The organism is Bacteroidetes bacterium GWF2_43_63 (assembly GCA_001769275.1).
Classification (GTDB): Bacteria; Bacteroidota; Bacteroidia; order Bacteroidales; family DTU049; genus GWF2-43-63.
Genome location: MEOQ01000012.1, coordinates 166,413 through 190,789 on the forward strand (window position 1 = coordinate 166,413; position 24,377 = coordinate 190,789).

General features: G+C 44.4%; 34 protein-coding genes. All 34 read right to left on the reverse strand.

Annotated elements, in window-relative coordinates; genetic code table 11:
* Positions 1-49: 49 nt before the first annotated feature.
* Positions 50-601 (reverse strand): 50S ribosomal protein L17, encoded by a 552-nt coding sequence (locus A2W93_01845; GenBank protein ID OFY55807.1) that lies wholly within the window; start codon positions 599-601, stop codon positions 50-52.
* 5 nt (positions 602-606) lie between these two features.
* The gene (locus tag A2W93_01850) at positions 607-1,599 is read right to left on the reverse strand and encodes a DNA-directed RNA polymerase subunit alpha (protein ID OFY55808.1); all 993 of its coding nucleotides are present in this window, start codon (positions 1,597-1,599) and stop codon (positions 607-609) included.
* Between the two features lie 18 nt (positions 1,600-1,617).
* Positions 1,618-2,223 carry a 30S ribosomal protein S4 gene (locus A2W93_01855; GenBank protein ID OFY55809.1) on the reverse strand — a complete coding sequence of 202 codons (606 nt, stop codon included), beginning with the start codon at positions 2,221-2,223 and terminating at the stop codon, positions 1,618-1,620.
* 23 nt (positions 2,224-2,246) lie between these two features.
* Positions 2,247-2,636 carry a 30S ribosomal protein S11 gene (locus A2W93_01860; GenBank protein OFY55810.1) on the reverse strand — a complete coding sequence of 130 codons (390 nt, stop codon included), beginning with the start codon at positions 2,634-2,636 and terminating at the stop codon, positions 2,247-2,249.
* Between the two features lie 22 nt (positions 2,637-2,658).
* Complete coding sequence (locus tag A2W93_01865; protein OFY55811.1) at positions 2,659-3,039, reverse strand: 30S ribosomal protein S13; 381 nt, start codon at positions 3,037-3,039, stop codon at positions 2,659-2,661.
* Between the two features lie 156 nt (positions 3,040-3,195).
* Positions 3,196-3,414, reverse strand: coding sequence for a translation initiation factor IF-1 (locus A2W93_01870; GenBank protein ID OFY55812.1), 219 nt, complete (start codon positions 3,412-3,414; stop codon positions 3,196-3,198).
* Positions 3,415-3,422: 8 nt separating this feature from the next.
* Positions 3,423-4,184, reverse strand: a complete 762-nt coding sequence (locus A2W93_01875; GenBank protein ID OFY55813.1) for a type I methionyl aminopeptidase — start codon at positions 4,182-4,184, stop codon at positions 3,423-3,425.
* 5 nt (positions 4,185-4,189) lie between these two features.
* A complete protein-coding gene (locus A2W93_01880) occupies positions 4,190-5,554 on the reverse strand; it encodes a preprotein translocase subunit SecY (protein OFY55814.1) in 1,365 nt (454 codons plus the stop codon).
* A gap of 5 nt (positions 5,555-5,559) precedes the next feature.
* A complete protein-coding gene (locus tag A2W93_01885; GenBank protein OFY55815.1) occupies positions 5,560-6,006 on the reverse strand; it encodes a 50S ribosomal protein L15 in 447 nt (148 codons plus the stop codon).
* A gap of 19 nt (positions 6,007-6,025) precedes the next feature.
* Positions 6,026-6,205: a 50S ribosomal protein L30 gene (locus A2W93_01890; protein OFY55816.1), complete on the reverse strand. Its 180-nt coding sequence runs from the start codon at positions 6,203-6,205 to the stop codon at positions 6,026-6,028.
* An 11-nt stretch (positions 6,206-6,216) separates the two neighbouring features.
* Positions 6,217-6,735: a 30S ribosomal protein S5 gene (locus tag A2W93_01895; GenBank protein ID OFY55817.1), complete on the reverse strand. Its 519-nt coding sequence runs from the start codon at positions 6,733-6,735 to the stop codon at positions 6,217-6,219.
* Between the two features lie 5 nt (positions 6,736-6,740).
* Complete coding sequence (locus A2W93_01900; protein OFY55818.1) at positions 6,741-7,103, reverse strand: 50S ribosomal protein L18; 363 nt, start codon at positions 7,101-7,103, stop codon at positions 6,741-6,743.
* A gap of 14 nt (positions 7,104-7,117) precedes the next feature.
* A complete protein-coding gene (locus tag A2W93_01905) occupies positions 7,118-7,675 on the reverse strand; it encodes a 50S ribosomal protein L6 (GenBank protein ID OFY55819.1) in 558 nt (185 codons plus the stop codon).
* A 21-nt stretch (positions 7,676-7,696) separates the two neighbouring features.
* The gene (locus tag A2W93_01910) at positions 7,697-8,095 is read right to left on the reverse strand and encodes a 30S ribosomal protein S8 (GenBank protein OFY55820.1); all 399 of its coding nucleotides are present in this window, start codon (positions 8,093-8,095) and stop codon (positions 7,697-7,699) included.
* Between the two features lie 18 nt (positions 8,096-8,113).
* Complete coding sequence (locus A2W93_01915; GenBank protein OFY55821.1) at positions 8,114-8,383, reverse strand: 30S ribosomal protein S14; 270 nt, start codon at positions 8,381-8,383, stop codon at positions 8,114-8,116.
* Between the two features lie 2 nt (positions 8,384-8,385).
* Entirely contained in the window at positions 8,386-8,937 is a 552-nt protein-coding gene (locus A2W93_01920; protein OFY55822.1) for a 50S ribosomal protein L5, read from the reverse strand.
* Positions 8,937-9,257, reverse strand: coding sequence for a 50S ribosomal protein L24 (locus tag A2W93_01925; protein OFY55823.1), 321 nt, complete (start codon positions 9,255-9,257; stop codon positions 8,937-8,939). Before A2W93_01925 ends, A2W93_01920 begins: the two co-directional genes overlap by 1 nt.
* Before the next feature lie 11 nt (positions 9,258-9,268).
* Entirely contained in the window at positions 9,269-9,637 is a 369-nt protein-coding gene (locus tag A2W93_01930) for a 50S ribosomal protein L14 (GenBank protein ID OFY55824.1), read from the reverse strand.
* Positions 9,638-9,639: 2 nt separating this feature from the next.
* Positions 9,640-9,894, reverse strand: coding sequence for a 30S ribosomal protein S17 (locus tag A2W93_01935; GenBank protein ID OFY55825.1), 255 nt, complete (start codon positions 9,892-9,894; stop codon positions 9,640-9,642).
* 12 nt (positions 9,895-9,906) lie between these two features.
* The gene (locus A2W93_01940) at positions 9,907-10,104 is read right to left on the reverse strand and encodes a 50S ribosomal protein L29 (protein ID OFY55826.1); all 198 of its coding nucleotides are present in this window, start codon (positions 10,102-10,104) and stop codon (positions 9,907-9,909) included.
* A gap of 19 nt (positions 10,105-10,123) precedes the next feature.
* Positions 10,124-10,546 (reverse strand): 50S ribosomal protein L16, encoded by a 423-nt coding sequence (locus A2W93_01945; GenBank protein ID OFY55827.1) that lies wholly within the window; start codon positions 10,544-10,546, stop codon positions 10,124-10,126.
* A gap of 11 nt (positions 10,547-10,557) precedes the next feature.
* Positions 10,558-11,331: a 30S ribosomal protein S3 gene (locus A2W93_01950; protein ID OFY55828.1), complete on the reverse strand. Its 774-nt coding sequence runs from the start codon at positions 11,329-11,331 to the stop codon at positions 10,558-10,560.
* A gap of 8 nt (positions 11,332-11,339) precedes the next feature.
* The gene (locus tag A2W93_01955; protein ID OFY55829.1) at positions 11,340-11,768 is read right to left on the reverse strand and encodes a 50S ribosomal protein L22; all 429 of its coding nucleotides are present in this window, start codon (positions 11,766-11,768) and stop codon (positions 11,340-11,342) included.
* A gap of 19 nt (positions 11,769-11,787) precedes the next feature.
* A complete protein-coding gene (locus A2W93_01960) occupies positions 11,788-12,057 on the reverse strand; it encodes a 30S ribosomal protein S19 (GenBank protein OFY55830.1) in 270 nt (89 codons plus the stop codon).
* 12 nt (positions 12,058-12,069) lie between these two features.
* On the reverse strand, positions 12,070-12,891 hold the full coding sequence (locus A2W93_01965) for a 50S ribosomal protein L2 (protein OFY55831.1): 822 nt from the start codon (positions 12,889-12,891) through the stop codon (positions 12,070-12,072).
* Between the two features lie 15 nt (positions 12,892-12,906).
* Complete coding sequence (locus tag A2W93_01970) at positions 12,907-13,197, reverse strand: 50S ribosomal protein L23 (GenBank protein ID OFY55832.1); 291 nt, start codon at positions 13,195-13,197, stop codon at positions 12,907-12,909.
* 33 nt (positions 13,198-13,230) lie between these two features.
* Positions 13,231-13,869, reverse strand: coding sequence for a 50S ribosomal protein L4 (locus A2W93_01975; GenBank protein OFY55833.1), 639 nt, complete (start codon positions 13,867-13,869; stop codon positions 13,231-13,233).
* Positions 13,860-14,489 (reverse strand): 50S ribosomal protein L3, encoded by a 630-nt coding sequence (locus A2W93_01980; protein ID OFY55834.1) that lies wholly within the window; start codon positions 14,487-14,489, stop codon positions 13,860-13,862. The genes A2W93_01975 and A2W93_01980 overlap by 10 nt, the downstream gene beginning before the upstream one ends.
* 22 nt (positions 14,490-14,511) lie before the next feature.
* A complete protein-coding gene (locus tag A2W93_01985) occupies positions 14,512-14,820 on the reverse strand; it encodes a 30S ribosomal protein S10 (protein ID OFY55835.1) in 309 nt (102 codons plus the stop codon).
* A gap of 30 nt (positions 14,821-14,850) precedes the next feature.
* On the reverse strand, positions 14,851-16,950 hold the full coding sequence (locus A2W93_01990; protein OFY55836.1) for a translation elongation factor G: 2,100 nt from the start codon (positions 16,948-16,950) through the stop codon (positions 14,851-14,853).
* A gap of 8 nt (positions 16,951-16,958) precedes the next feature.
* A complete protein-coding gene (locus A2W93_01995) occupies positions 16,959-17,426 on the reverse strand; it encodes a 30S ribosomal protein S7 (protein ID OFY55837.1) in 468 nt (155 codons plus the stop codon).
* 20 nt (positions 17,427-17,446) lie between these two features.
* The gene (locus A2W93_02000; GenBank protein OFY55838.1) at positions 17,447-17,827 is read right to left on the reverse strand and encodes a 30S ribosomal protein S12; all 381 of its coding nucleotides are present in this window, start codon (positions 17,825-17,827) and stop codon (positions 17,447-17,449) included.
* A 348-nt stretch (positions 17,828-18,175) separates the two neighbouring features.
* Complete coding sequence (locus tag A2W93_02005) at positions 18,176-23,230, reverse strand: hypothetical protein (GenBank protein OFY55839.1); 5,055 nt, start codon at positions 23,228-23,230, stop codon at positions 18,176-18,178.
* Positions 23,231-23,233: 3 nt separating this feature from the next.
* Complete coding sequence (locus A2W93_02010) at positions 23,234-24,334, reverse strand: hypothetical protein (protein OFY55840.1); 1,101 nt, start codon at positions 24,332-24,334, stop codon at positions 23,234-23,236.
* Positions 24,335-24,377: the final 43 nt, after the last annotated feature.

Below are 24,377 nucleotides of genomic sequence, written 5' to 3' on the forward strand. Positions count from 1 at the left end.
TATCCGAAAATATCCTGTCCAAAAGTATGAAAAAATTCAGTACCCTCAATTATTTCTCAGCGCTGTCGCTTTCCGGAGCCTGTTCTTCTGCAGGTTTTTCTTCAGCAACTTCCTCGGCTTTCACCTCTTCAGCTTTAGGCTGTTTGGCTTCAACCACCGGAGCTTCGTCCGTCTTTTTCACTTTCGAACGACGGGTGCGACCTGTAGTAGTTTTCTTAGCTTCTTTCGTACCGAGCATGGCTTCGTTGTAATCCACCAGTTCCATCATGCACATTTCAGCGTTGTCGCCGGCGCGCATGTCAGTTTTCAGAATACGTGTGTATCCACCCGGACGATCAGCAACTTTATTTGCCACATCGTGGAAGAGTTCTTTTACAGCTTCTTTGTCCTGCAGATATTTGAAAGCCATACGACGATGGTGCATAGAATCATCCTTCGAGAGGGTGATAACAGGTTCTACGAAACTGCGCAGCGCTTTAGCTTTCTGCACAGTAGTAGTAATGCGTTTATGCAGGATCAGCGAACAAGCCATGTTTGTCAACATAGCTTCGCGGTGAGCCGTTTTTCTTCCAAGCTTATTAAATCCGTGTTTGTGTCTCATCTCGGTTAATCCTTATCCAGTTTATATTTTGAAACATTCATTCCGAAGTGCAGGTTTTTCGATTTCACCAGTTCTTCAAGTTCAGCCAGTGATTTCTTACCAAAATTCCTGAATTTCAGAAGGTCATTTTTATTGTAGGAAACAAGTTCACCCAGTGTTTCTACGTCAGCAGCCTTGAGGCAGTTGAGAGCGCGGACACTGAGATCCATATCCGACAATTTGGTTTTGAGCAGATGACGCATGTGGAGATAATCTTCATCAAAATCATCAACAACGGCTTTCTCTGTAGGTTCGATATCAATTTTATCGTCAGAGAAAAGCACGAAATGCTGAATAAGAATTGAAGAAGCGTCTTTCAGTGCATCTTTAGGGAGAATAGATCCGTCGGTCTGAATTGTCAGAACAAGTTTTTCGTAGTCAGTTTTCTGTTCAACGCGGAAATTCTCTATGTCGTAATTCACATTGGTGATAGGCGTGAAAGTAGCATCCATTGCAATATAGCCAATGTTTTCGGTAGCCGGTTTAAGATCTTCGGCAGCAACATAACCACGGCCTTTCTCTATATTCAGCTCAAAGCTCAGCTTTACGGTCGGGTCGAGGTGGCAGATCACGAGATCCGGATTGAGAACCTGAAATCCCGAAAGGAATTTATTAAGGTCACCGGCAGTGACAACTTCCTGGCCTTGAAAAACAGCATTTACATGCTCAGAATTGAGTTCTTCAATCTGGCGTTTCAGGCGGACCTGCTTGAGATTAAGAATGATGTCGACCATGTCTTCTACAACACCAGGTATGGTGGAGAATTCATGCAGGACATTGTCAAATTTCACACCGGTGATGCTAAAGCCTTCGAGCGAAGAGAGCAAAATACGACGAAGGGCATTACCAATGGTTATGCCGTAGCCCGGTTCAAGAGGTCTGAATTCAAACACTCCCTTACGTTCGTCGGATTCGAGCTGAATGACTTTATCCGGTTTTTGGAAATTAAGTATGGCCATAGTTTGAATTTATGGTTGTTATTTGTTGTACAATTCAACGATCAGCTGCTCATTGATGTTTTCAGGAATGGCTTCACGTTCCGGGTAATTCAGGAATTTGCCAGACATTTTTTCTCCGTCCCATTCGAGCCAGCTGTAACTATTATTATGTCCACTCAGCGAATCGGAAATGATTTCAAGGTTTTTCGATTTCTCGCGCACCGAAACCACATCACCCACTTTCAGTAAATATGAAGGCACATTTACAACTTTACCGTTTACTTCGATATGCTTGTGGCTTACGAGCTGGCGGGCGCCATCGCGGGTTTTACCAATACCTAAACGATAAACAGTGTTGTCGAGACGTGATTCGATAAACTGAAGCAGTTTTTCACCAGTAACACCTTTTTTGGTTGAAGCAAGGAGGAACAATTTTTTGAATTGGCGCTCCAAAATACCATAGGTATACTTGGCTTTTTGTTTTTCCGCAAGCTGAACACCATATTCAGAAACTTTTCTTCTGCGTTTGGTCTGTCCGTGCATTCCCGGCGGATATTTTTTCTTTTCTAAAAATTTGTCATGACCGTAAATAGGTTCCTGGAACTTACGGGCAATTCTTGACTTCGGTCCGATATATCTTGCCATATCTTGATTTTTTCTTCAGTTAATTAAACCCTTCTGCGTTTCGGAGGACGGCAGCCATTGTGAGGAATAGGAGTAACATCGACAATTTCAGTTACTTCAATCCCGGCACCATGAATGCTACGGACGGCACTTTCGCGTCCTGATCCAGGGCCGCACACATACACCTTCACCTTACGCAAACCAGCATCGAAAGCGACTTTTGCGCAATCTTCAGCTGAAACCTGCGCTGCATAGGGAGTGTTTTTCTTGCTACCCCTGAAACCCATTTTCCCTGCTGACGACCAGGAAATAACCTGTCCGTCTTCGTTGGTCAACGAAATAATGATATTGTTGAAGGAGGCCTTCACATATGCATTTCCGAAAGGTTCAACCTTAACCTTACGCTTTCTGACCGTTTTAGTTTGTTTTGCCATATCTGGATATTTTCAATTTTTATCAACCCTTAGGTGCCTTCTTCTTGTTGGCAACTGTCTTTTTCTTTCCTTTACGAGTACGGGCATTGTTCTTAGTGCTCTGTCCACGCAACGGAAGTCCGAGACGATGACGAATGCCACGATAGCAACCAATGTCCATCAATCGCTTAATGTTCATCTGCACTTCGCTGCGCAGCGCGCCTTCAGTTTTAATTTCATCGCTGATGACCTGACGGATCGCTGAAAGATCGCTGTCATCCCAGTCCTGAACCTTCTTATCGAAGTCAACTTTGGCTTTCGTTAAAATTACTCGGGAAGTCGAACGGCCAATTCCGTAAATATAGGTCAGACCTATTTCGCCCCGCTTGTTTTTTGGTAAATCAATTCCTGCAATACGTGCCATATATTGTTTTTTTCAAATTCGTTATTAACCCTGACGTTGTTTAAACTTAGGATTTTTTTTGTTGATGATGTACACTCTGCCTTTGCGGCGAACGATTTTGCAATCTGGAGTACGTTTCTTGACTGAAGCTCTCACTTTCATAGTGCTGTCCTGTTTTTATTTGTATCTGAAGGTTATTCTTCCCTTGGTCAAATCATACGGTGAAATTTCAAGACGAACTCTGTCGCCTGGAAGAATTTTGATATAATGCATGCGCATCTTGCCGGAAATGTGGGCCAGAATAACATGCCCATTTTCCAGTTCAACGCGGAACATTGCATTGCCCAAACTCTCGACAACTGTTCCATCTTGTTCTATTGCACCCTGTTTTGCCATATTTTGTTTTACACTCTGTTTTCAATATACTCGTAAGTTGAAATCACTTCTGGAGTTTTCCTCACCACAACCATGTGCTCGAAATGTGCACTGTTGCTCCCGTCGCGCGTCCGGATGGTCCATCCGTCTGCTTCCTGATACACCCGCCATGTTCCCTGATTGATCATCGGTTCTATGCAAAGAACCATATTTTCTACAAGGGGCATTCCGTGACCTCGTTTGCCGTAATTCGGCACTTCCGGTTTTTCATGTAGCTTCTGCCCTATTCCATGCCCAACCAGATCGCGGACTACATGAAATCCATTTCGCTCAACATGAAGCTGTACCGCATGACCAATGTCACCAACACACTTCCCGGGTACCGCTTCAGCTATTCCTTTCATCAAAGACTCCTGCGTAATGCGCAAAAGGTCTTTGGTTTTCTGATTGGTTTCGCCAATTAAAAAGGTGTACGCATAATCGCCAACATAACCGTTCAGTACTGCACCGCAGTCAACCGAAACAATATCACCTTCCTTTATCACACGATTACCCGGAATCCCATGTACCACCTGATCATTAATCGAGATACACAAAGTAGCGGGAAATCCGTTGTAGCCCTTGAACGCTGGAATTCCGCCGTTGTCACGGATGAATTCCTCAGCAATCCTGTCAACCATTCGTGTTTCCACTCCTGGTTTCAGCAGGCGGGATACTTCTCCCAAAGTTTTTCCAACAAGCAAAGAACTCTTTTTCAGTAATTCTATTTCCTCTTCACGCTTCTGCAGCATAACTATCAGATTCCTCCCATCCCGGTCGACGTGCGGCCCTTTATACGGCCAGACTTTGTAAGTCCGTCATAGTGACGCATGAGCAAATGACTTTCAACCTGCTGCAAAGTATCGAGAACTACCCCGACAAGAATCAACAGTGAAGTACCTCCAAAGAATTGAGCAAACTGACTGTTGACGCCAAACAAACTAACAATGGCAGGCATAATTGCCACTAGAGCGAGGAACATGGATCCAGGCAGGGTAATGCGCGACATAACGGTATCGATGAATTCCGCTGTACGCTTACCGGGTTTAATGCCCGGAATAAAACCGCCGTTTTTCTTCAGGTCCTCAGCCATCTGATTAGGATTGATGGTGATAGCAGTATAGAAGTATGTGAAAAGAATAATGAGAATTGCGAAAGTAAAATTATACCAGAATCCGTTAGGATTGGTGAATGCCGCTATCACACCAGTGAAAGTATCACTATTGGCAAAACCGGCAAGCGTGATAGGAATAAACATAATTGCCTGAGCAAAAATGATAGGCATAACACCTGCTGCATTTACCTTAAGAGGTACATACTGACGAACACCGCCATATTGTTTATTCCCGACTACTCGTTTTGCAAACTGGACCGGAATCTTCCGGGTTCCCTGAACAAGTAGAATAGTCATTACAACAACCAGTACGAGAAATACAAGCTCAACAATGAAGACCATGAGTCCGCCACCAGAGACTTCCATCCGGGAAGCAAACTCTGCAAGCAAAGCAAAAGGCAGTCGGGCAATGATACCAATCATAATGATGAGCGAAATTCCGTTTCCAAGACCTTTGTCAGTAATACGCTCTCCGAGCCACATAACGAACAACGTTCCAGCTGTAAGTATAATGGTAGAGGATAGTCTGAACAAGAAAGGAACCTGAGAAACAGCTGCATCAAACGGATAAATGCCACCGGCAGGAATCTGAGAAGCAAGATTTGCTATGTACCCCTGAGCCTGAGCAACAGTAATAATTACCGTCAGATAACGGGTTATCTGGTTCATTTTCTTTCTTCCGCTTTCGCCTTCACGTTGCAGTCTCTGGAAATAAGGAACTGCAATGCCAAGTAGCTGAACAACGATAGAAGCAGAAATATAGGGCATAATTCCAAGTGCAAATACAGAAGCATTGGAAAAAGCACCCCCAGAAAACATATTGATAAGACCGAGAAGACCGTCTTGTCCCTGATTCTGAAGCGCACCAAGAGCATTGGGATCAATACCAGGCAAAACCACGTAGGATCCGAAGCGATAAATCAAAATGATCAGCAACGTGTAGAGGATTCTCTTTTTAAGATCCTCTATTTTGTTGATATTCTTGAAGGTATTGACGAGACGACTCATTAAAATTATATTTTGATTGCTTGACCACCTTGTTCTTCAATTGCCTTAACGGCAGTAGTTGAGAAAGCATGAGCTTTCACGTCCAGTTTCATGGTAAGTTTTCCTCTGCCGAGGATTTTTACGATATCGTTTTTCGAAATCAGACCATGAGCGCGAAGCACTTCCGGAGTGATTTCCTGCAGTTTGTTTGCCGTTGCAAGTTCCTGCAGCATATCGATATTGAGAGCGCGATATTCAACGCGGTTAATATTCTTGAAGCCGAATTTCGGAACACGACGTTGCAGAGGCATCTGGCCGCCTTCGAAACCAATCTTACGGCTGTAACCACTACGAGACTGGGCACCTTTGTGACCACGAGTAGAAGTTCCACCGTGACCGGATCCCTGGCCTCTAGCGATGCGTTTATCTTTTTTTGTTGCTCCGTCTGCCGGTTTTAAATTACTTAAATCCATTGTTGTCAGTTTTTTAAGGTCAGATTTCTTCCACTTTCACCAGGTGATTCACTTTTCTGATCATCCCGAGAATTTGCGGGGTTGCCGTATGTTCAACACTTGAATGCATTTTACCGAGGCCCAGCGCCTGGATATTTTTGCGTTGAATTGCAGGACGGTCAATCAGACTCTGAATTAATGTAATGCGAACTTTTTTCATATTTTCTCAGATTAACCGTTAAACACTTTATCCATTGAAATGCCTCTAAGTTGCGCAATCATGCGAGCATCTTTAAGGTTCATCAGTGCATCAACAGTAGCTTTTACTACGTTATGCGGGTTTGATGATCCCTTTGATTTTGCAAGTACGTTTTTCACGCCAACACTTTCAAGGACAGCACGCATGGCGCCACCAGCGATGACTCCGGTACCAGGTGCGGCCGGTTTAAGAAAGACAGTAGCACCGCCAAATTTACCTTCCTGTTGGTGAGGCAGAGTCCCTTTCAGGATGGCAACACGTACAAGATTTTTCTTGGCATCTTCAATTCCTTTAGCGATGGCTGAAGTTACTTCCTTTGCTTTGCCGAGGCCGTAACCGACAACACCATCTTCGTTGCCCACAACCACAATGGCTGAGAAGCTGAAGGTGCGTCCGCCCTTGGTCACTTTTGTAACCCTTTGAATGCTTACGAGACGATCCTTGAATTCAACGTCGCTCGATTTTACTCTGTTTATACTGATATTAGCCATATTTCTCAGAATTTTAATCCACCTTCTCTGGCTGCGTCAGCCAAAGCTTTTACTCTACCGTGATACTGATAACCGTTGCGATCAAAGACAACTGCTTTAATGCCTGCTTCAACAGCGCGCTCAGCTACGAGCTTTCCAACCAGTTTCGCTTTATCGGTTTTAGTGACTTTCTGCTCGGCAACGCCTTTGACGCGTGATGATGCGGAAGCCAGTGTTTTGCCAGATTTGTCATCGATAATCTGGGCATAAATTTCCTTGCAGCTGCGGTAAACTGACAGGCGCGGACACTCGCCGGTTCCCGAAACCACTTTGCGGATACGCATCTTGATGCGTTTTCTGCTGAACTCTTTTCTGCTTTTGATAGCCATAGTTGCCTCTTTTATTATTTAGCCGCAGCAGCTTTACCAGCCTTACGACGTAAAACTTCATTTTTAAATCTGACACCCTTGCCTTTGTACGGCTCCGGTTTGCGAAACGAACGGATTTTGGCTGCCACCTGACCGATCAGCTGCTTGTCGTGCGACGTCAGAATGATGGTTGGGCTCTTTCCTTTTTCAGTTATGGTTTCGATGCTTACTTCCTTTGGTAATTCAAACAAAATGTTGTGCGAATGACCAAGACTGAGATCAAGCAGTTGTCCGGTAGCCAGGCATTTGTAACCTACACCGACAAGCTCCATGGTTGTGGTGAACCCTTCGGAAACACCTTTAACCATATTGGCCAGCAATGAACGATACAAACCATGGAAAGATCTCACCTGGCGCTCTTCATTTGAGCGTTCCATATGAAGAACCGAACCTTCTATGTTGATTTTTAATTCGGGAGCTATCTGTTGTTTCAGTTCTCCTTTCGGACCTTTTACGGTAACGATATTGTCCGCAGAAACGTTCACCTGAACGCCAGCCGGTATATCAATCTGTTTTTTTCCGATCCTTGACATTGGAATTCCTCCTGTTATTAATTATGACACAAAACAAATGACTTCGCCGCCAACGTTTTCTTTACGGGCCTGCTTGTCGGTCATGAGTCCCTTCGAAGTGCTGACGATGGCAATGCCAAGGCCGTTCATCACTTTCGGGATCTCATCACTCGGAGAATACTTACGCAAACCGGGACGGCTCACGCGTTTAATCTCGGTGATTGCCGACAGTTTGTTAATAGGATTGTACTTTAGGGCCACTTTAAGGCTCTTGGGAAAAGTACTTTCCTCAACTTTATAATTGAGAATATAACCGTTCTCGTGTAACAACTTGGCCAGTTCAACCAGCATTTTGTTGGATGGAACCTCCACAATGCGGTGGTTGGCTTTGATGGCGTTTCTTACGCGGGTCAGAAAATCTGCAATGGAATCCGTTACCATTCTATATCGTTTTATAATTTACCAACTTGCTTTTTTAACTCCGGGAATTTCTCCATTCAGGGCCATTTGCCTGAAATTGATGCGCGAAATTCCGAACATGCGCATATATCCTTTTGGACGTCCGGTCAGTTTGCAGCGGTTGTGCAATCTGATCTTAGAAGCGTTTTTAGGAATTTTCTGCAGAGCAGTGAAATCACCGGCGGCTTTCAAAGCTTCTTTTTTAGCAGCGTATTTTTCAACCATTTTCTGCCGCTTTACTTCGCGGGCTTTCATCGATTCTTTTGCCATACCTAGTGTTTTTTGAAGGGTAAACCGAATGACTTTAACAATGCATGAGCTTCTTTATCGGAACTGCCCGATGTCACAAAAGTAATATCCATTCCGGTGATCTTGTTGATCTTGTCAATATTGATCTCCGGGAATATAATTTGTTCGGTAACACCAAAAGTGTAATTACCACGGCCGTCGAATCCTTTGTCATTGATTCCCCTGAAGTCACGGACGCGAGGGATGGAAACCGAAATCAAACGGTCGAGGAATTCATACATTGTGTTTCCACGGAGCGTAACGCGAACACCCACTGGGTTGCCTTTACGCACCTTGAAGTTTGAAATGTCTTTTCTCGATTTGGTTTGAACAGCTTTCTGACCTGTTACATTGGTCATCTCGTCCACTGCAAAATCAATGAGTTTTTTGTCAGTAACAGCACCGCCAACACCTTGGTTGACAGAAATCTTGAGGAGCTTTGGCACCTGCATGACTGTTTTGAACTGGAATTCCTGCATCAGAGCGGGAACAATTTCCTTGTCGTACTTTTCTCTTAATCGCGGAATGTAAGCCATTACTTAATTTCCTCCTTTGATTTTTTGGAATATCTAACGATTGTACCATCTTCTTTCACCTGACGACCCACGCGGGTGACTTTGCCTGATTTATCAACCAGCATCAGATTAGAAATATTGATGGGTGCTTCCTTTTTAATAATGCCACCTTTTGAGTTTTTGGCTGAAGGGCGACTATGTTTGGAAACAATCTTGACACCTTCCACAATGGCAGTGTTTAAATCCGGGAAAACTTCCAGTACACGACCTTCTGTTCCACGGTCGTTTCCGGAAATCACCTTCACACTGTCGCCTTTTTTAATTTTAATTTTCACTTTCATAGCGCTGCGAATTATAGTACCTCGGGGGCAAGTGAAACAATTTTCATATACTGTTTGTCGCGGAGTTCGCGTGGCACGGGGCCGAAAATACGGGTTCCGCGCAATTCATCCGTAGCGGTAAGCAGCACAACTGCATTATCGTCAAAGCGGATATAAGAACCGTCGGGGCGACGTATTTCTTTTTTAGTGCGAACAACAACTGCTTTGGACACGGTGCCCTTTTTAATGTTTCCTGAAGGGATAGCATCTTTCACCGTTACGATGATTTTGTCTCCCACAGAAGCATAGCGACGTTTAGTACCGCCCAGAACACGGATGCAAAGTACCTCTTTGGCCCCGCTGTTGTCAGCTACATTAAGTCTTGATTCCTGCTGTATCATGGTTATTTAGCCTTTTCAATTATTTCAACAAGTCTCCAGCGTTTAGTTTTGCTCAAAGGGCGGGTCTCCATAATGCGGACCTTATCACCTATTGTGCACTCGTTCTTTTCATCATGAGCCGCAAATTTGGTAGTTTTCTTAATGAACTTTCCATATTTAGGGTGCATGAGGCGACGTTCAACCAAAACAACCATAGATTTATCCATTTTGTTGCTGGTCACTACACCGATTCGCTCTTTACGTAAGTTTCTTTCCATTATGCTGAAAAATTACTTGATTTCCAATTCACGTTTACGCAGTTCCGTCTGGATACGTGCGATGGTTTTCTTTGTCTGCCCGATCACGCCAGGATTATCCAGCGGGTTCACTGCATGGTTCATCCGAAGTTTTGCACTCTGTTTTTTCTCCTCGGTCAGGCGCTCCTTCAGTTCTTCCGTTGTCATTTCTTTTATTACTTCTATCTTCATGGCATTTCTGTTTTATGAACTATGCTTCGCTATAGTCACGGCGTACAACAAATTTGGTTTTCACCGGCAGTTTCTGAGCAGCAAGACGCAGTGCTTCTTTTGCAATCTCAAGCGATACGCCTTCGGCTTCAAACATAATGCGGCCCGGAGTGATCGGGGCAACAAAAGAGTCGGGAGCACCTTTACCTTTACCCATTCGCACTTCAGCAGGCTTCTTGGTAATAGGTTTGTCGGGGAATATGCGGATCCAGATCTGTCCTTCACGTTTCATGTAACGGGTCAGAGCCTGACGGGCTGCTTCGATCTGTCGTCCTGTAAGCCAGGCTTCTTCCATGGTTTTAAGTCCAAATGAACCAAATGCAAGCTGATGACCACGTTTGGCATTGCCTTTCATTTTGTCCTTCTGGACCCTTCTGAATTTTGTTTTCTTTGGCTGTAACATGACTCTTCCGTTTATTGATTAGAGTTATTCTTTTTACCACCTCTCGGCTTGCTAAATCCGCCCGGACGCTGACCACCACGGTCGCTACCACGGTCGGGTCTGTCACCGCGACGCTGTTTTTTATCGTTTTTGGGAGCATCGATTCCGTAGAAATCTGGCTTGCCAAATATTTCACCTTTGCAAATCCACACTTTTATGCCGAGACGGCCGTAGGTGGTGTGAGCTTCAGAACGAGCATAATCGATATCAGCACGGAGCGTATGAAGCGGGGTGCGTCCTTCTTTATAATGTTCGGTACGGCTCATTTCAGCTCCACCGATTCGACCAGAGATGGACACTTTCATGCCTTCAGCACCCATGCGCATTGTTGATGCAACAGCGGTTTTGATGGCTTTTCGGTGTGACATACGGCCTTCGATCTGACGTGCAATATTGTTTGCAACGAGAACGGCTTCAACTTCAGGGCGTTTTATTTCAGATATATTAATCTGAACTTCTTTCTGAGTGATTTTCTTCAGCTCTTCGCGAAGTTCGTCAACATCCTTACCTTTCTGACCGATGATGAAACCGGGTTTTGCGGTATGAATGGTGACAGTCACAAGCTTCACGCTGCGCTCAATAAATATTTTTGAAACACTGGCTTTTGCCAGACGTACATTCAGATACTTACGAACCTTGTCATCCTCGACGAGTTTTTCACCGAAAGTCTTACCACCATACCAGATAGAATCCCATCCGCGGGTGATACCAAGTCTGTTGCCTATAGGATTAGTTTTTTGTCCCATTCTGCTCTTTATTCTTGTGTTTCAACATTAGTTACTTCTTCGCTTCTGCTGCCCAGTTCAATGGTAACATGGTTCGAACGCTTCTTGATGCGATGAGCTCTGCCTTGAGGAGCAGGCTGAATGCGTTTTAGCATGCGACCACCATCAACATTGATTATCTTTACATACAGTCCGGCTTCTTCCATTCTGATTTTATTCTCAGTTTTCTGCTGCCAGTTGTTGATGGCTGACGTAAGCAGCTTGTACAAATAGTCTGACGACGAATTAGAAGTTGTCTTCAGTATTGCCAGTGCGATATCAGCGTTTTTACCCCTGACCAAATTGGCCACCGGGCGCATTTTGCGCTGGGTGATTGGGCAACCCGTTAGTTTTGCAGTGAACTGCTCTTTACGGGCTTCCTTACGCTTCTCGGCACTTATCCGTTTTCTTGCTCCCATGACAATTACCTTTTAATGATTATTTCTTGTTTTGACCGGCATGACCACGGAAAATGCGGGTTGGAGAAAATTCTCCAAGTTTGTGACCCACCATGTTTTCGGTAACATACACGGGAATGAATTTATTTCCGTTGTGAACTCCAATGGTTGCGCCTACGAACTCAGGAGTGATAACCGATGCGCGTGACCAGGTGTTAATAGTCATCTTTTTACTGGATTTCTGTGCTTCGGTAACTCGTTTCTCGAGTTTGTGGTGCACATAAGGACCTTTTTTCAATGAGCGACTCATAGTGTATCCCTGTTATTTTTTACGACGTTCGATGATTAAATTGTCTGAAGCCTTTTTCCTGCGGGTTTTGAAACCTTTAGCAGGAATGCCCTTGCGTGAACGAGGATGTCCACCGGTTTGACGGCCTTCACCACCACCCATCGGGTGATCAACAGGGTTCATGGCAACACCACGGTTACGCGGACGGCGACCCTGCCAACGGCTGCGACCAGCTTTTCCACTCACTTCGAGGTTGTGTTCTGTATTCGAAACAGTACCTACAGTAGCACGGCATGATTGCAGAATCTGGCGGGTTTCACCACTTGGCATCTTCACAACAGCATATTTGCCGTCACGTGAAAGAAGCTGAGCGTATGAACCAGCACTACGGGCAAGTTTTCCACCCTGACCAGGATTAAGTTCGATGTTGTGAATTACTGTTCCGAAAGGAATTTCACTTAAATATAAAGTGTTTCCGATTTCAGGAGCTACTCCTTTACCGGAAAAAATTTCCTGACCAACTTTCAAACCATTGGGTGCAATGATATAGCGCTTCTCGCCATCGCTGTAAAACAGCAAAGCGATACGAGCACTACGATTAGGATCGTATTCTATGGTTTTAACGGTTGCCGGGATGCCTTCTTTTTCCCTTTTAAAATCGATCAATCGATACATCTTCTTGTGTCCACCGCCGATGTAGCGCATTGTCATCTTACCGGTGTTATTTCTACCACCGCTTCTTTTATTAGGAACTACCAGGCTTTTTTCCGGAGCCGTTGCCGTTATTTCGTCGAACGAACTCACCAGTTTAAAACGTTGACCGGGAGTTGTCGGTTTAAATTTCTTCAGTCCCATGCAATCTATTTTGTTTTATACGTTACTGTAAAAGTCAATTTTCTCTCCTTCTTTTAAAGTTACAATAGCTTTCTTGAATGCGTTGGTGCGTCCATGAACATAACCTCTGCGGGTTCCGCGGAACTTACGTTTGCCGGCATACATCATTGTATTAACATCAAGAACTTTAACACTATACAAAGATTCAACGGCTTCCTTGATCTGAATCTTGTTGGCACGCTTTGCAACGATAAAACCAAACTGATTCAGCTCAGTATTCTTAGCTGTCATCTTTTCTGTTACCAATGGTCTTATTAATACGTCCATTTTTTCAATTTTTTAGTGTCATTCCTGACGTCGTTATTCTTCTGTTCCAAGAAAAATTGTATCCAATTGGGGCAAACATGCTTCTGAAAATATTACGATCTGAGCGTTCAGAATATCGTAAGTGTTTAATTTTGAAGCACTTATTACCTTTACCTTCTTCAAATTTCGGGAGGACAAATATACGTTTTTCTTTGATTCATCCAACACAATTAAAGATTTTTTTTCTGAAGTTTCGAAATTTTTCAGAATTTCCATCATTTGACTGGTCTTCGGACCTTCAAAATCAAAGTTCTCAATCACGCGTATTGCGCCTTCGATGGCTTTGTAGGTAAGGGCACTTTTACGAGCCAGTACCTGAACCTTTTTGTTTACCTTAAAGTTATAGTCGCGTGGGTGCGGACCAAATACACGTGCTCCACCATGAAGCAGCGGTGATTTGATGTCGCCACGGCGAGCTCCGCCTGTACCTTTTTGACGAAAGAGCTTCCTTGTACTGCCGCTTAATCCGCTGCGCTCAGTACTGTCTGATGTGCCCTGGCGCTTGTCGGCCTGGATTCTTTTAACATCAAGGTAAATAGCATGGTCATTCGGCTGGATCGCAAAGATCTCATCCTTTAGAACCGCAGTCTTGCTGCTTTCTTTTCCGGTGGTGTTATATACTTTTACTTCCATCTTTCCAAAATTACGTATGAGCCGTTCGGACCGGGAATTGAACCTTTAACAACAACAAGGTTTTTTTCCGGAATTAATTTCATTACTTGAAGGTTAATCATTTTAACCCTGCTGTTTCCATCATGACCGCCCATTCGCATACCTTTAAATACACGGCTGGGATAAGATGATGCACCAATGGATCCTGGAGCACGGCCACGGTTGTGCTGTCCGTGAGTCTGCTGGTTAACTCCCTTAAATCCGTGACGTTTTACAACACCCTGAAAGCCTTTTCCTTTTGAATGACCGGTAACATCAATATATTCCCCTTCGAGAAATACATCAACATTCAGTACATCACCAAGACTCTTCTGATGGCCTTCCTCGAAACGGGTGAATTCCATCACCATTCTCTTGGGAGAAGTGCCGGCCTTTTTGAAATGGCCTTTCATGGCACTTGAAGTGCTTTTTTCTGTTCTTTCGTCGTAAGCAAGCTGGATGGCTTCGTAACCGTCAGTCTGCTTGGTCTTGACCTGAGTCACGACACAAGGACCAGCTTCAATAACTGTGCATGGGACGATCTTCCCAGAGGCCTCGTGAAAGCTGGTCATTCCGATTTTTTTTCCAATTAAACCTGACATGTTGTCTATTTTGTTTTAGTAATTACACTTTGATCTCGATTTCCACACCACGTGGCAATTCGAGCTTCATCAGCTCATCAATGGTTTTCGATTGCTGATTGTAATAAATGTCGATCAATCTCTTGTAGGTAAAGAGCTGGAACTGTTCGCGCGCTTTTTTGTTCACGAACGTCGAGCGGTTTACTGTGAAGAATTTCTTGTCTGTTGGCAGAGGAATAGGTCCGTTTACAACGGCATTCGTTGCCTTAACGATCTTCACAATTTTCTCAGCTGATTTATCAACGAGATAATGATCGTACGATTTGAGTTTAATTCTGATTTTCTGGCTCACTGTATATGATTTTTCAGTTTGACATCTGATTTATAAGTTAACACGGATTCCCTTCATTTTGAAAATGATATCCTGTGCCAACTCATTGGGGGTTATGCTGTAGTGCGAAAATTCCATGCTCATGTTTGCGCGGCCTGAGGTCAGACTACGCAAAGAGGTAATATATCCGAAAGTTTCTCCCAAAGGGATCATAGCTTTCACCGCTGTTGAATAAATCTGGGCTTCAATACCTGTGATCTCGCCTCTGCGACGGTTGATATCTCCGGTAACGTCGCCGACGTACTCTTCAGGAGTGTCGACTTCCAGTTTCATAATCGGCTCAAGCAGATTACTCTTGATTTTGCGACTTGCTTCTTTAAACGCAATGGTCCCGCAAATCTCAAATGCAAGGGCATCGCTTTCAGACGACATCACTGCATCAATCAACTCGACCTTGGCGCAAAAAACCGGATATCCGGCCATTACACCAGTGCCCATGGCTGCTTTAATACCTTTTTCAACAGCCGCAACAAATTCCTTCGAAAGAACGCTGGCTTTGGTACTGTTGATAAACTGCAGACCTTTCTGGTCGATGGGCGCCGGAGAAACGATAATTTCAATTTCAGCAAAGCGACCACGGCCACCTGCTTGTTTACGATAAGCTTCGCGATGAGAAATAGTTGCGCCGATGGCTTCGCGATAAGCAACCTGCGGTTTTCCAAGTGTACAATCTACTTTCGATTCACGTTTCAGCCGATCAACAATAATATCCAAATGCAATTCACCCATGCCGCTGATGATAGTCTGCCCGGTTTCGTCATCCTGACGGATGGTGAAGGTCGGATCTTCTTCAGCAATTTTCTGGAGTGATGCGTTTAATTTATCAAGGTCATTCTGAGTTTTTGGCTCAATGGCGATGCTAACAACCGGTTCAGGAAAATCCATCGACTCAAGAACAATTGGATGTTTTTCATCGCAGAGAGTGTCGCCGGTGTGAATGTTCTTCAGTCCAATAATTGCACAGATGTCACCGGCTTCGATAGTTTCGAGCGGGTTCTGTTTATTGGAGTGCATCCGGATCAGGCGGGAAACCCGCTCTTTTTGTTCCGTGCAGCTGTTATACACCATTACTCCAGATTGCAGAGAACCTGAGTAAACACGTGTAAAAGCCAGACGACCGACGTATGGGTCATTTGCAATTTTAAAAACCAATGCACAGAAGGGAGCTTCAACAGCATTGCTTCTTGATTCTTTCTCTTCGGTTTTGGGGTTGAATCCTTCAATTTCTTCCATTTCGACAGGAGACGGAAGATAATGAATTACACCATCGAGAAGAGTCTGAACCCCTTTGTTTTTAAATGAAGATCCGCAAAAAACAGGAAAAGCCCTGCTTTCAAGCGTGGCTTTACGGAGTTGCTTTCTGATATCGTCACCTGAGATTGATGCCGGATTTTCCATGTATCGTTCAAGAAGTTCCGGATCTTCCTCGGCAGCACCTTCAATCAGTTTGAGCCTGTATTCCTCAACAACTTTAAGCATGTCTTCCGGGACAGGAATTTCTGAGTAATCTTTACCCAGACTTTCATCATCCCAAACGTATGCTTTGTTTTCGACGAGGTCAACAACGCCTGTAAAACCGTCTTCAACGCCAATGGGTAGTTGAACGACGATTGGATTTGCCCGCAGTTTTTCACGAATCTGAGTTACAACTCTCAGAAAATCGGCACCCTGACGATCCATTTTGTTTACATAACAGATACGAGGTACACGATAATGATTGGCCTGGCGCCATACAGTTTCGCTCTGAGGCTGAACAGCACCCACGGCACAGAAGACGGCAATTGCGCCATCCAGTACACGTAAAGATCGTTCCACCTCGACAGTGAAATCAACATGGCCCGGAGTATCGATAACATTGACCTGATACTTTTCATTATTGGAAACCCAATAAACAGTCGTGGCAGCCGAAGTAATCGTGATGCCTCGTTCCTGTTCCTGAATCATCCAGTCCATGGTGGCTGCGCCATCATCAACTTCGCCAATTTCATAATTGATGCCTGAATAATACAGAATACGCTCAGTCGTCGTTGTTTTACCAGCGTCGATGTGAGCCATAATGCCAATATTCCGTATTTGAGTCAGGACTGTCATGAAAAGGTTTAGAATCTGAAATGTGAGAACGCCTTGTTGGCTTCGGCCATGCGGTGAATATCTTCCTTACGTTTGAACGCTGAACCTTCTTCCTTGAAAGCTGCAAGAACTTCAGAAGCCAGTTTAGAGGCCATTGATTTTTCGTGACGCTTACGGGCAAAAGTGATCAGGTTTTTCATCCCGATGCTGCTTTTACGTTCCGGACGAATTTCGGAAGGGATCTGGAAAGTGGCACCACCAATACGGCGGCTGCGAACTTCAACAGAAGGTGTTACATTTTCAAGTGCTTTTTTGAACACTTCGAGACCATTCTCCTTCGATTTTTCAGCAATCTGATCAATAGCATCATAAAAAATCTGATAAGAGGCGTTTTTCTTGCCACTGTACATCAGATTATTCACAAACTTGGTAACCAGCTGGTCGCCGAACTTGGGATCAGGAAGGATGATTCTCTTTTTTGGTTTTGATTTTCTCATATCGAACCGATATTATTCAATTATGCTTTTTTCTTCGGTCTTTTGGCTCCATATTTCGAACGGCGCTGTGAACGTCCTTCAACACCAGCAGTGTCAAGTGCACCACGTACGATGTGATAACGAACACCAGGAAGGTCTTTTACTCTGCCGCCACGTACCAGAACGATACTGTGTTCCTGCAGGTTATGTCCTTCGCCCGGAATATAGGCTGTTACTTCGAATTGATTGGTCAAGCGAACCCTGGCCACTTTACGCATTGCCGAATTCGGCTTTTTTGGTGTGGTAGTATACACACGGGTACATACGCCACGACGCTGCGGGCAGGAGGCTAACGCAGGGCTCTTGCTCTTATACTGAAGCTCCTTGCGGCCTTTACGAACCAATTGTTGTATTGTCGGCATACAATAACGATTTATTTACAGTTTAGTTACCCCAATTTTTTTGGGACTGCAAAGGTAGATAGTTTATTTCAATTAACCAACACTTTAAGAAAAATAATTTTTTGAGGATGAATTTATTACCATTTATGATGGGCTACATTATATATATTGGTCGGTGAGGTAGAGGTCAAGATCGAGGTCAAGGTTGAGGTAATACGAACACTGAACAAGGAATAAGGAAGAGAGAAAGACAAATGGATGTCACCTCATACTTACTTCTTCATTCACAAGTCCTTGTTCTTTGTTCAATATTCAAAATGGTCGAGGTTGTGCTTCGGGCCTTATGCATTGTGCCCGCACGTTGCGCGCCTACCGGATCAGCATCATCTTCCCGAATTCTTTTGTAAAATATTGCCCTGCCGGAGTTTCAATCTTTTCCATCTGCTGTCCTTCGAGTTTTACGATAACACGATACAGATAAACACCGTTTGCCAACTGATCGCCGAACTCATCGCGACCGTCCCATGCGTATTCTGTAATATTGCGGCCGATATGAATCGGGCCGAGCTCTGATTTGTCAATTTCTCTGACAACTTTCCCTGTGATGGTCATTATCTGGATCTTGAAATATTCCGGGACAACAGAGCCGGTGAGTGTAAAAACAAAATGCGTTTTGGTGCTGAACGGGTTCGGCCAATTCAGCACATCGGTAATGGCAGGCTTGTTTACAACTTCGAAATTTATAGAATAATCGATGCTGCCGCTCTCATTGCCACTCTTGTCGCGCGCCTGCACCACCAGTTTATACACTCCGTCGGGGAACGCTCCAGCCGGAAACTCAATGCGAGCTATGTTGTTTGCTGTTGACGACGGCGGATAGAACCTCATATTTTCCTGTCCGTTTTCCGTAAAGTAAACACGCTCCAGATCTGTTGCTCCCGGTCGCAGGAGATAAATTCTGAATGCCGAAGTATCATCGAGAAAAAGATATTGATTCTCGTCCTTCAGCAAAATTTCTATCAATGGCTGAGCACTTACAATATCCCCATCGAGAATATGAACGTCATCGAAAGTGACATCCAGCATAGGATTAATCAGATCCTTTTCAACCAGAAATTTAATCTCGGCGATATTATTAAAATGATATTGCTCCAGCTGATAATAACTTCCTGTGGCCGGATCAACCGGATTGAATTCAACCCAAAGGCTGTTGATTCCTGCAAATCCCTGCGTGGAAAAAGAAACTGAATCAACCAGGATATCACCCACGGGATGCATACGCAGTTTCTTTCTCGCAATTTCGTGAATATTTCTGTCATTGTCTATCAGCCAATACGCAACCGAAAGACTGTCGGGAAAATTGACAGGACCCACATTTCGGGTGGCTATGGCCATCTTCACGGACTCTCCTTCCTGAAGTGTATCGTTATGAAAAGTAAAATGCGAAACCGGATCGATAGCTGTTTCAGGCACTGGCTCAAACAAAACCTGCCAGCGTTCCAGCTGAGCCGGTGTACGCAGGCTGTCGTCGCTCATATTCAAATGCAGCCGGAGATATGGATAAACGGAAGCATCAATGCGGGAATTCAGATTCAGAATATCAAGCGAATCAGGAATCGGAGGCAAGTCGGAAATTACAACGTCTTCAGTTCCATCCGGCCGGATACCAATGACAGACAATCGGACCGTATCGGTCCACACGCCTGGTTCAAAACTCTTCACCCGCCAGTGCAGGCTTCCCCACTCTGCCGCCGGACCAATGGTGGTGGATTCTACATATCCTTCTTTCCAGTTTGTGGAAATATCCCACGAACCGGGAATAATGCTTGTAATCCCTGCTCCGACCCGTTCATCAGCCATATTCAGATACCCCTTACGACCAAAAATGATATAAGGTGAATTATTCGGTAAGGTCCTGATTACATTTGACCCAATACTCTCAAAGGCTTCGTACAATGAGTCGGGCCAGTTTTGAGCATTGTGGTTGCGGTGGCTGAACGCCAAAACATAAAAGCCATCAGGAACACTGTCGATAAGATTAATCATTCGTGTGTACCAGGGCTCTCCATAGGTAAAGAAATCAAAATCATAATACACATACGAGCGGCAGTTGAGTGCGTCGAATGGACCGAGTCCGTTGAGATCCGGATCTGTATTGGCCCAGGGAGAAATGCTCAATGTATCGAAAACAGCAAATTTCATCCCGTCGCCGTTGTAATTTGTACAAGACCATTGTCCCTTGATCGAATTGTTGATTTTATACCATTCCTCTGACCATAATATATACGGATAATAGCCGGTCTGAGCCTGGATATTCACAATTGTGTTTATAAATTCAAGGATTCTTGAAGGCTTGTTGTAGGAAACATAATTGAAGTTGTCTTTCTTGAATTGAAAAAAATGTGCCTGGCCCCAGCCGCGTTTTCCAGTGATGTACTGAAAGGAGCTTTCACGCCAATTGCTGTTGGCTGTTGAACTCACCCGCCAGAAATAAACGGTCGAATCCGGCATGGCAAGCATGCTGAATGGCAGAGCCCATTCTATAATGCCTCCGCTCTGAATTACCGGACTGCTTTGCACCAGGAAAGGGCTATTAAAAGCATCGGTTGTATCAATCTGAAACACATACGAACCTGTTGGCGCCATTGCGTAGCCAGTGCTTGCAATCAGCGTTACAAAAGTATCGGGCAGAACCTCAAATTCATAAGGATAAACAGGATTAACATCGTTCGAAACAATGAACAGTGTTGTATTTGTTGAATTGTTTGTTTCATCCATTTCTGAAAGCGCATCATATGCATCAACTAAAGCTGAGAAGGAATTCAGACCAACGCCGTTCAATGGACTCACCGGAAGCAAAAATTGGATGGTGTCGGAAAAGGCCGGACATTTAATCATTTTCGGAAACACCTCTGTTGTATTGTCCGGAAATATTCTGGTGAGTTCCAAAATGACAGAGTCAGAAACAGCCATGCCAACATTATGCGTAATTACATTTACGGTGAATGAATCAAGATCACTGGTGACATTTGCCGGATTAAAATAAATACTTCCGGTGGTCAGCATCAGATCGGGCTGCGGCTGGCCGCCAATGCGCAACACGGGATCGCCGTGCAAAGTCATTTCAAGACAAACATCCCGAATATATGATGAGGTAGTGTAACTCTGCAGAGTCTTAATGGTCTCCATCATTATATATCCGATGGGTTTGTTGTAGTCCTGCTTCGACATTCTTCGGATCAGTTCGGAGCTGTAACTATCGAGTGAAGTCATCAGCGACTTGGTGATCGAGCCCAGATAGCCGATGGTGCCTTTGTTTTCTATAATTACAAATTCTTCCGAAGAGCTGTTTGTAGGCTGAAAAAGATCACCGGCAAAACAGGAATTGGCCATTAAAAATGGATAGCGTTTGTAATTGCTGTAGTCCTGCGGATTGTCAATACTGATGTCGAAACCAATGCCTGCTGCGTGGCCGAAAAAATTCAGAATAGCAACTCCTTCGTTGATTAGGTTTCTCAGACTATCGCTTTGGTTCTGCTGTATTGGCGCGGTGGATGATTTGGAAAAGGTCTTTACGTCAGCGCCAAAATACGGAGCCATGAGCGTATCACGATAACGATTCAGATAATTAAGCAATGCCATCATCTGGCCGTAATCGGAACCACCTGCAAAATGCAGCACACGCTTCATCCATTGATTGGAAAATGGATCAGCCGGATTATACGGTTGGTTTTGCTCCGTTTCGAAATCCTGCATTTTTTCAAGATACCACCCAACGGCCGTGGAATTGCGTGCCGCAAGCCTTCCGGTCGGAATGGCCGGTGCATAATTATTGTCTTCCAGTTCAGATGTGAATAGATTGTCCGAGGGCGGATTGCCGAACGAAGGAACCAGCGTCAATGAATTATAAGTTGTATTCCTGCGATAATTATACTGCGTGTCGCCTGCGCGATATCCTTTTCCAATCAGGAATAGACCATGAATGGTGTCGGCAAAATTGGCCCGCGCAAACCGCGTAAAATTCGATATTCCTAATGGATGTTTATTTATTCCGTAGGCGAATTCGTCGTACAGAAGATCAACGTCAGCAACCAGCGGGGTGTATCCGGTTGTCGCTCTGTATGCGGCATAGTCATTGGCCTTGTTTAGCAAGGAGCGATGCGTAACAATAAGGTAATCGGAGCCAGAATAAGCTCCATCACTATAATTAATAAAATAACCGGGAGCTATGCTGGTGTTCACCGGATTCAATGAAGTAACCGGCATCACACTGCTTTCTGAAGCAAGATACAATTTTTTCAAAGCGCCGCTGTTGGGTGCAAGAAAACTCACACTGGCTCCTGCACGCGTAGTGAGAATGCGGCGGTGATTGGTTAAATCATGAACAACCACCGTATCTGTTGTTGGCGCAGTAAGACCGGTAAATGCGAAAAAAGTTTTAGCACCAGATCCGTCATTTGATTCAAATAATAAATTCCCCGATGAATTCAGATTAAGTTGTCGGGGATATCGGATATCAATATAACTGAGTGTCGTCAGGTCAGCCAGACTGCCAAGGTCATTCGGCAAACTGATGTTGAAGTTTGTGGCACCTGATGTAAGCGTACTAGCTGGTCTGCTTTTCTGAATTCTGATTGGCACATATCCTTCAAAAATTGTATCAACACTTAATCCTGTAAAATTGAACACGACATGATGATCAGGAGCGGCATTGATATAATCGGATGCACCTAAAAGCAGCAAATCAACAGTAGCTGCCGGCCCGGATGAAAAAACCGACGGTGTTGGAATACTGCGGGTGTAGGAGCCCGATGCATTTGCGTCAAAGCCAGAGTCAAACCAACCTTCACAGTTGGTGTAGCGTGGATCGGTAATGCCATTAATATCGGTTTTTCCATTAAAATAGCGCGCAATGTAATTGGTGCGTGAATCAAACCATACGTAACTTTCAGAGGTGTAGCCCGAGAAGTTTTTGTCTGTTTCAACAACTAAACGCCTGTTTGTAATTGAGGAATTCCATGTAAAAAAATATACAGTCGTATCGTTGAAAAGACTGTAATCAATATTTGGAATATCTGCAGGATTATCATACACACCTGCATCAAAGTCGCCCCGGTTGCGCTTTCCGTAAAATTCAATGTAATCGCCGGAATTGAAAAAACCATCATTTTCGCCATGTACATAAATGTATTGTTCAACGCCATTGGCGAAAATCTGAATCTGCCGGGGATCGAATGTTGAGAATGGAATGCCGGATGTGGCTAGCGCTGAATAGGATATGCGATAAACCCCATCCTGCGCAACTCTGATTTTATAATATTGCTGTGAATAATTGATCCACTCATTGCCGTAATTCTGCGCCATCACATCATTACAGCAACCAATACCCAACAGAAAGATAATAAGCAGTAAAAGTTTATTCATTCATCAGATACTTGGATTGATACTCGTGCCTGTGCCTTTCGGCCGTATATTGAAGACCAGCGAAAATACATGCGAATACAAAGCAACACTTACATCGCCGAGATCGGTCAGCGCATAGTCAATGCTCATTATGTCTTTGATTCTGATTCCTACGCCCATATTGGGCTGTAGCGTAGTAACTTTTTTTCCGTCGAAATTGGTTTCCTGCTGAATATTGCCAAATCCTCCACGCAGATAAGCCACGTTTTTATAATTCACTTCGAATCCCGCATGAATGTCCATACTGGCAAAACCAGTTTTTAGCAATACATTTCTTTTTCCGTCAAACGTAATATCCATGTCCGCTTCAGGATATACTGAAAAGCTGTTTGATATTTCAAAATTTCGGCCGGCACCAAGCAAAAGCCGCGGCATTGTTAGCTCCAGACTGTTTTGTGGGATCTCATTCCCTGTGAGTGTAAAAACCTCTCTGGTGGCGTCGTCGAGCGTGAACGACCACGCATTGAAAGTTGAAGTAACGTCACGCAGCACGGCACCGAAGCGCCACTTATCTTTTCGGTACTGCGCACCAGCATCAATGCCAAAGCCCCAGCTGCCGCCAAAATCACCGACTTTACGACGAATAATTTTCAAATTCCCACCTACCTGTAAATTTTTTATCGGAAGTTTTTTCGAATAGCTGACGATGAAAGCATTGTCGATTGCGCTGAATGTTGTAATGCGGTCGTAGTCGATGTTTCCCTGGGCGTCGATCAGCTCCGTGGTGTTTGGAATATCATCCACGCCAAAGCGGATGAATGAAAATGCAAGTGCCGAAGAATCGCTTGTAACCGCGGCCAGCGAGATATTGTCGTATTTGGCTATGCCAGCAAAATACTCCGAATGCATCAGAAACAACTGACGCGGGGCTTCGCAATCAACCAGCCCGGCTGGATTCCAGTAACCCGCCGAAGCATCGCCAACGGAAGCGACTACCGAATTCGACATGCCCAAAGCCCGCCCTCCAACGCCGATGGCAAGGAATTCATTTGAATATTTGGGGGCCTGTGCAAAAGACTCCGTAGCCACAAAAAACACAAATAGTAATATAAGAATCTTATTCATTTCTTGTTTTCTTCAACTTTGAGTGTACTAACGCGGACAAGTT

Excerpts from the sequence above, each read along its gene's own strand:
- A2W93_01845 (OFY55807.1), bottom strand. The coding sequence starts at position 601 with ATGAGACACAAACACGGATTTAATAAGCTTGGAAGAAAAACGGCTCAC.
- A2W93_01850 (OFY55808.1), bottom strand. The coding sequence starts at position 1,599 with ATGGCCATACTTAATTTCCAAAAACCGGATAAAGTCATTCAGCTCGAA.
- A2W93_01855 (OFY55809.1), bottom strand. The coding sequence starts at position 2,223 with ATGGCAAGATATATCGGACCGAAGTCAAGAATTGCCCGTAAGTTCCAG.
- A2W93_01860 (OFY55810.1), bottom strand. The coding sequence starts at position 2,636 with ATGGCAAAACAAACTAAAACGGTCAGAAAGCGTAAGGTTAAGGTTGAA.
- A2W93_01865 (OFY55811.1), bottom strand. The coding sequence starts at position 3,039 with ATGGCACGTATTGCAGGAATTGATTTACCAAAAAACAAGCGGGGCGAA.
- A2W93_01870 (OFY55812.1), bottom strand. The coding sequence starts at position 3,414 with ATGGCAAAACAGGGTGCAATAGAACAAGATGGAACAGTTGTCGAGAGT.
- A2W93_01875 (OFY55813.1), bottom strand. The coding sequence starts at position 4,184 with ATGCTGCAGAAGCGTGAAGAGGAAATAGAATTACTGAAAAAGAGTTCT.
- A2W93_01880 (OFY55814.1), bottom strand. The coding sequence starts at position 5,554 with ATGAGTCGTCTCGTCAATACCTTCAAGAATATCAACAAAATAGAGGAT.
- A2W93_01885 (OFY55815.1), bottom strand. The coding sequence starts at position 6,006 with ATGGATTTAAGTAATTTAAAACCGGCAGACGGAGCAACAAAAAAAGAT.
- A2W93_01890 (OFY55816.1), bottom strand. The coding sequence starts at position 6,205 with ATGAAAAAAGTTCGCATTACATTAATTCAGAGTCTGATTGACCGTCCT.
- A2W93_01895 (OFY55817.1), bottom strand. The coding sequence starts at position 6,735 with ATGGCTAATATCAGTATAAACAGAGTAAAATCGAGCGACGTTGAATTC.
- A2W93_01900 (OFY55818.1), bottom strand. The coding sequence starts at position 7,103 with ATGGCTATCAAAAGCAGAAAAGAGTTCAGCAGAAAACGCATCAAGATG.
- A2W93_01905 (OFY55819.1), bottom strand. The coding sequence starts at position 7,675 with ATGTCAAGGATCGGAAAAAAACAGATTGATATACCGGCTGGCGTTCAG.
- A2W93_01910 (OFY55820.1), bottom strand. The coding sequence starts at position 8,095 with ATGGTAACGGATTCCATTGCAGATTTTCTGACCCGCGTAAGAAACGCC.
- A2W93_01915 (OFY55821.1), bottom strand. The coding sequence starts at position 8,383 with ATGGCAAAAGAATCGATGAAAGCCCGCGAAGTAAAGCGGCAGAAAATG.
- A2W93_01920 (OFY55822.1), bottom strand. The coding sequence starts at position 8,937 with ATGGCTTACATTCCGCGATTAAGAGAAAAGTACGACAAGGAAATTGTT.
- A2W93_01925 (OFY55823.1), bottom strand. The coding sequence starts at position 9,257 with ATGAAAGTGAAAATTAAAATTAAAAAAGGCGACAGTGTGAAGGTGATT.
- A2W93_01930 (OFY55824.1), bottom strand. The coding sequence starts at position 9,637 with ATGATACAGCAGGAATCAAGACTTAATGTAGCTGACAACAGCGGGGCC.
- A2W93_01935 (OFY55825.1), bottom strand. The coding sequence starts at position 9,894 with ATGGAAAGAAACTTACGTAAAGAGCGAATCGGTGTAGTGACCAGCAAC.
- A2W93_01940 (OFY55826.1), bottom strand. The coding sequence starts at position 10,104 with ATGAAGATAGAAGTAATAAAAGAAATGACAACGGAAGAACTGAAGGAG.
- A2W93_01945 (OFY55827.1), bottom strand. The coding sequence starts at position 10,546 with ATGTTACAGCCAAAGAAAACAAAATTCAGAAGGGTCCAGAAGGACAAA.
- A2W93_01950 (OFY55828.1), bottom strand. The coding sequence starts at position 11,331 with ATGGGACAAAAAACTAATCCTATAGGCAACAGACTTGGTATCACCCGC.
- A2W93_01955 (OFY55829.1), bottom strand. The coding sequence starts at position 11,768 with ATGGGAGCAAGAAAACGGATAAGTGCCGAGAAGCGTAAGGAAGCCCGT.
- A2W93_01960 (OFY55830.1), bottom strand. The coding sequence starts at position 12,057 with ATGAGTCGCTCATTGAAAAAAGGTCCTTATGTGCACCACAAACTCGAG.
- A2W93_01965 (OFY55831.1), bottom strand. The coding sequence starts at position 12,891 with ATGGGACTGAAGAAATTTAAACCGACAACTCCCGGTCAACGTTTTAAA.
- A2W93_01970 (OFY55832.1), bottom strand. The coding sequence starts at position 13,197 with ATGGACGTATTAATAAGACCATTGGTAACAGAAAAGATGACAGCTAAG.
- A2W93_01975 (OFY55833.1), bottom strand. The coding sequence starts at position 13,869 with ATGGAAGTAAAAGTATATAACACCACCGGAAAAGAAAGCAGCAAGACT.
- A2W93_01980 (OFY55834.1), bottom strand. The coding sequence starts at position 14,489 with ATGTCAGGTTTAATTGGAAAAAAAATCGGAATGACCAGCTTTCACGAG.
- A2W93_01990 (OFY55836.1), bottom strand. The coding sequence starts at position 16,950 with ATGACAGTCCTGACTCAAATACGGAATATTGGCATTATGGCTCACATC.
- A2W93_01995 (OFY55837.1), bottom strand. The coding sequence starts at position 17,426 with ATGAGAAAATCAAAACCAAAAAAGAGAATCATCCTTCCTGATCCCAAG.
- A2W93_02000 (OFY55838.1), bottom strand. The coding sequence starts at position 17,827 with ATGCCGACAATACAACAATTGGTTCGTAAAGGCCGCAAGGAGCTTCAG.
- A2W93_02005 (OFY55839.1), bottom strand. The coding sequence starts at position 23,230 with ATGAATAAACTTTTACTGCTTATTATCTTTCTGTTGGGTATTGGTTGC.
- A2W93_02010 (OFY55840.1), bottom strand. The coding sequence starts at position 24,334 with ATGAATAAGATTCTTATATTACTATTTGTGTTTTTTGTGGCTACGGAG.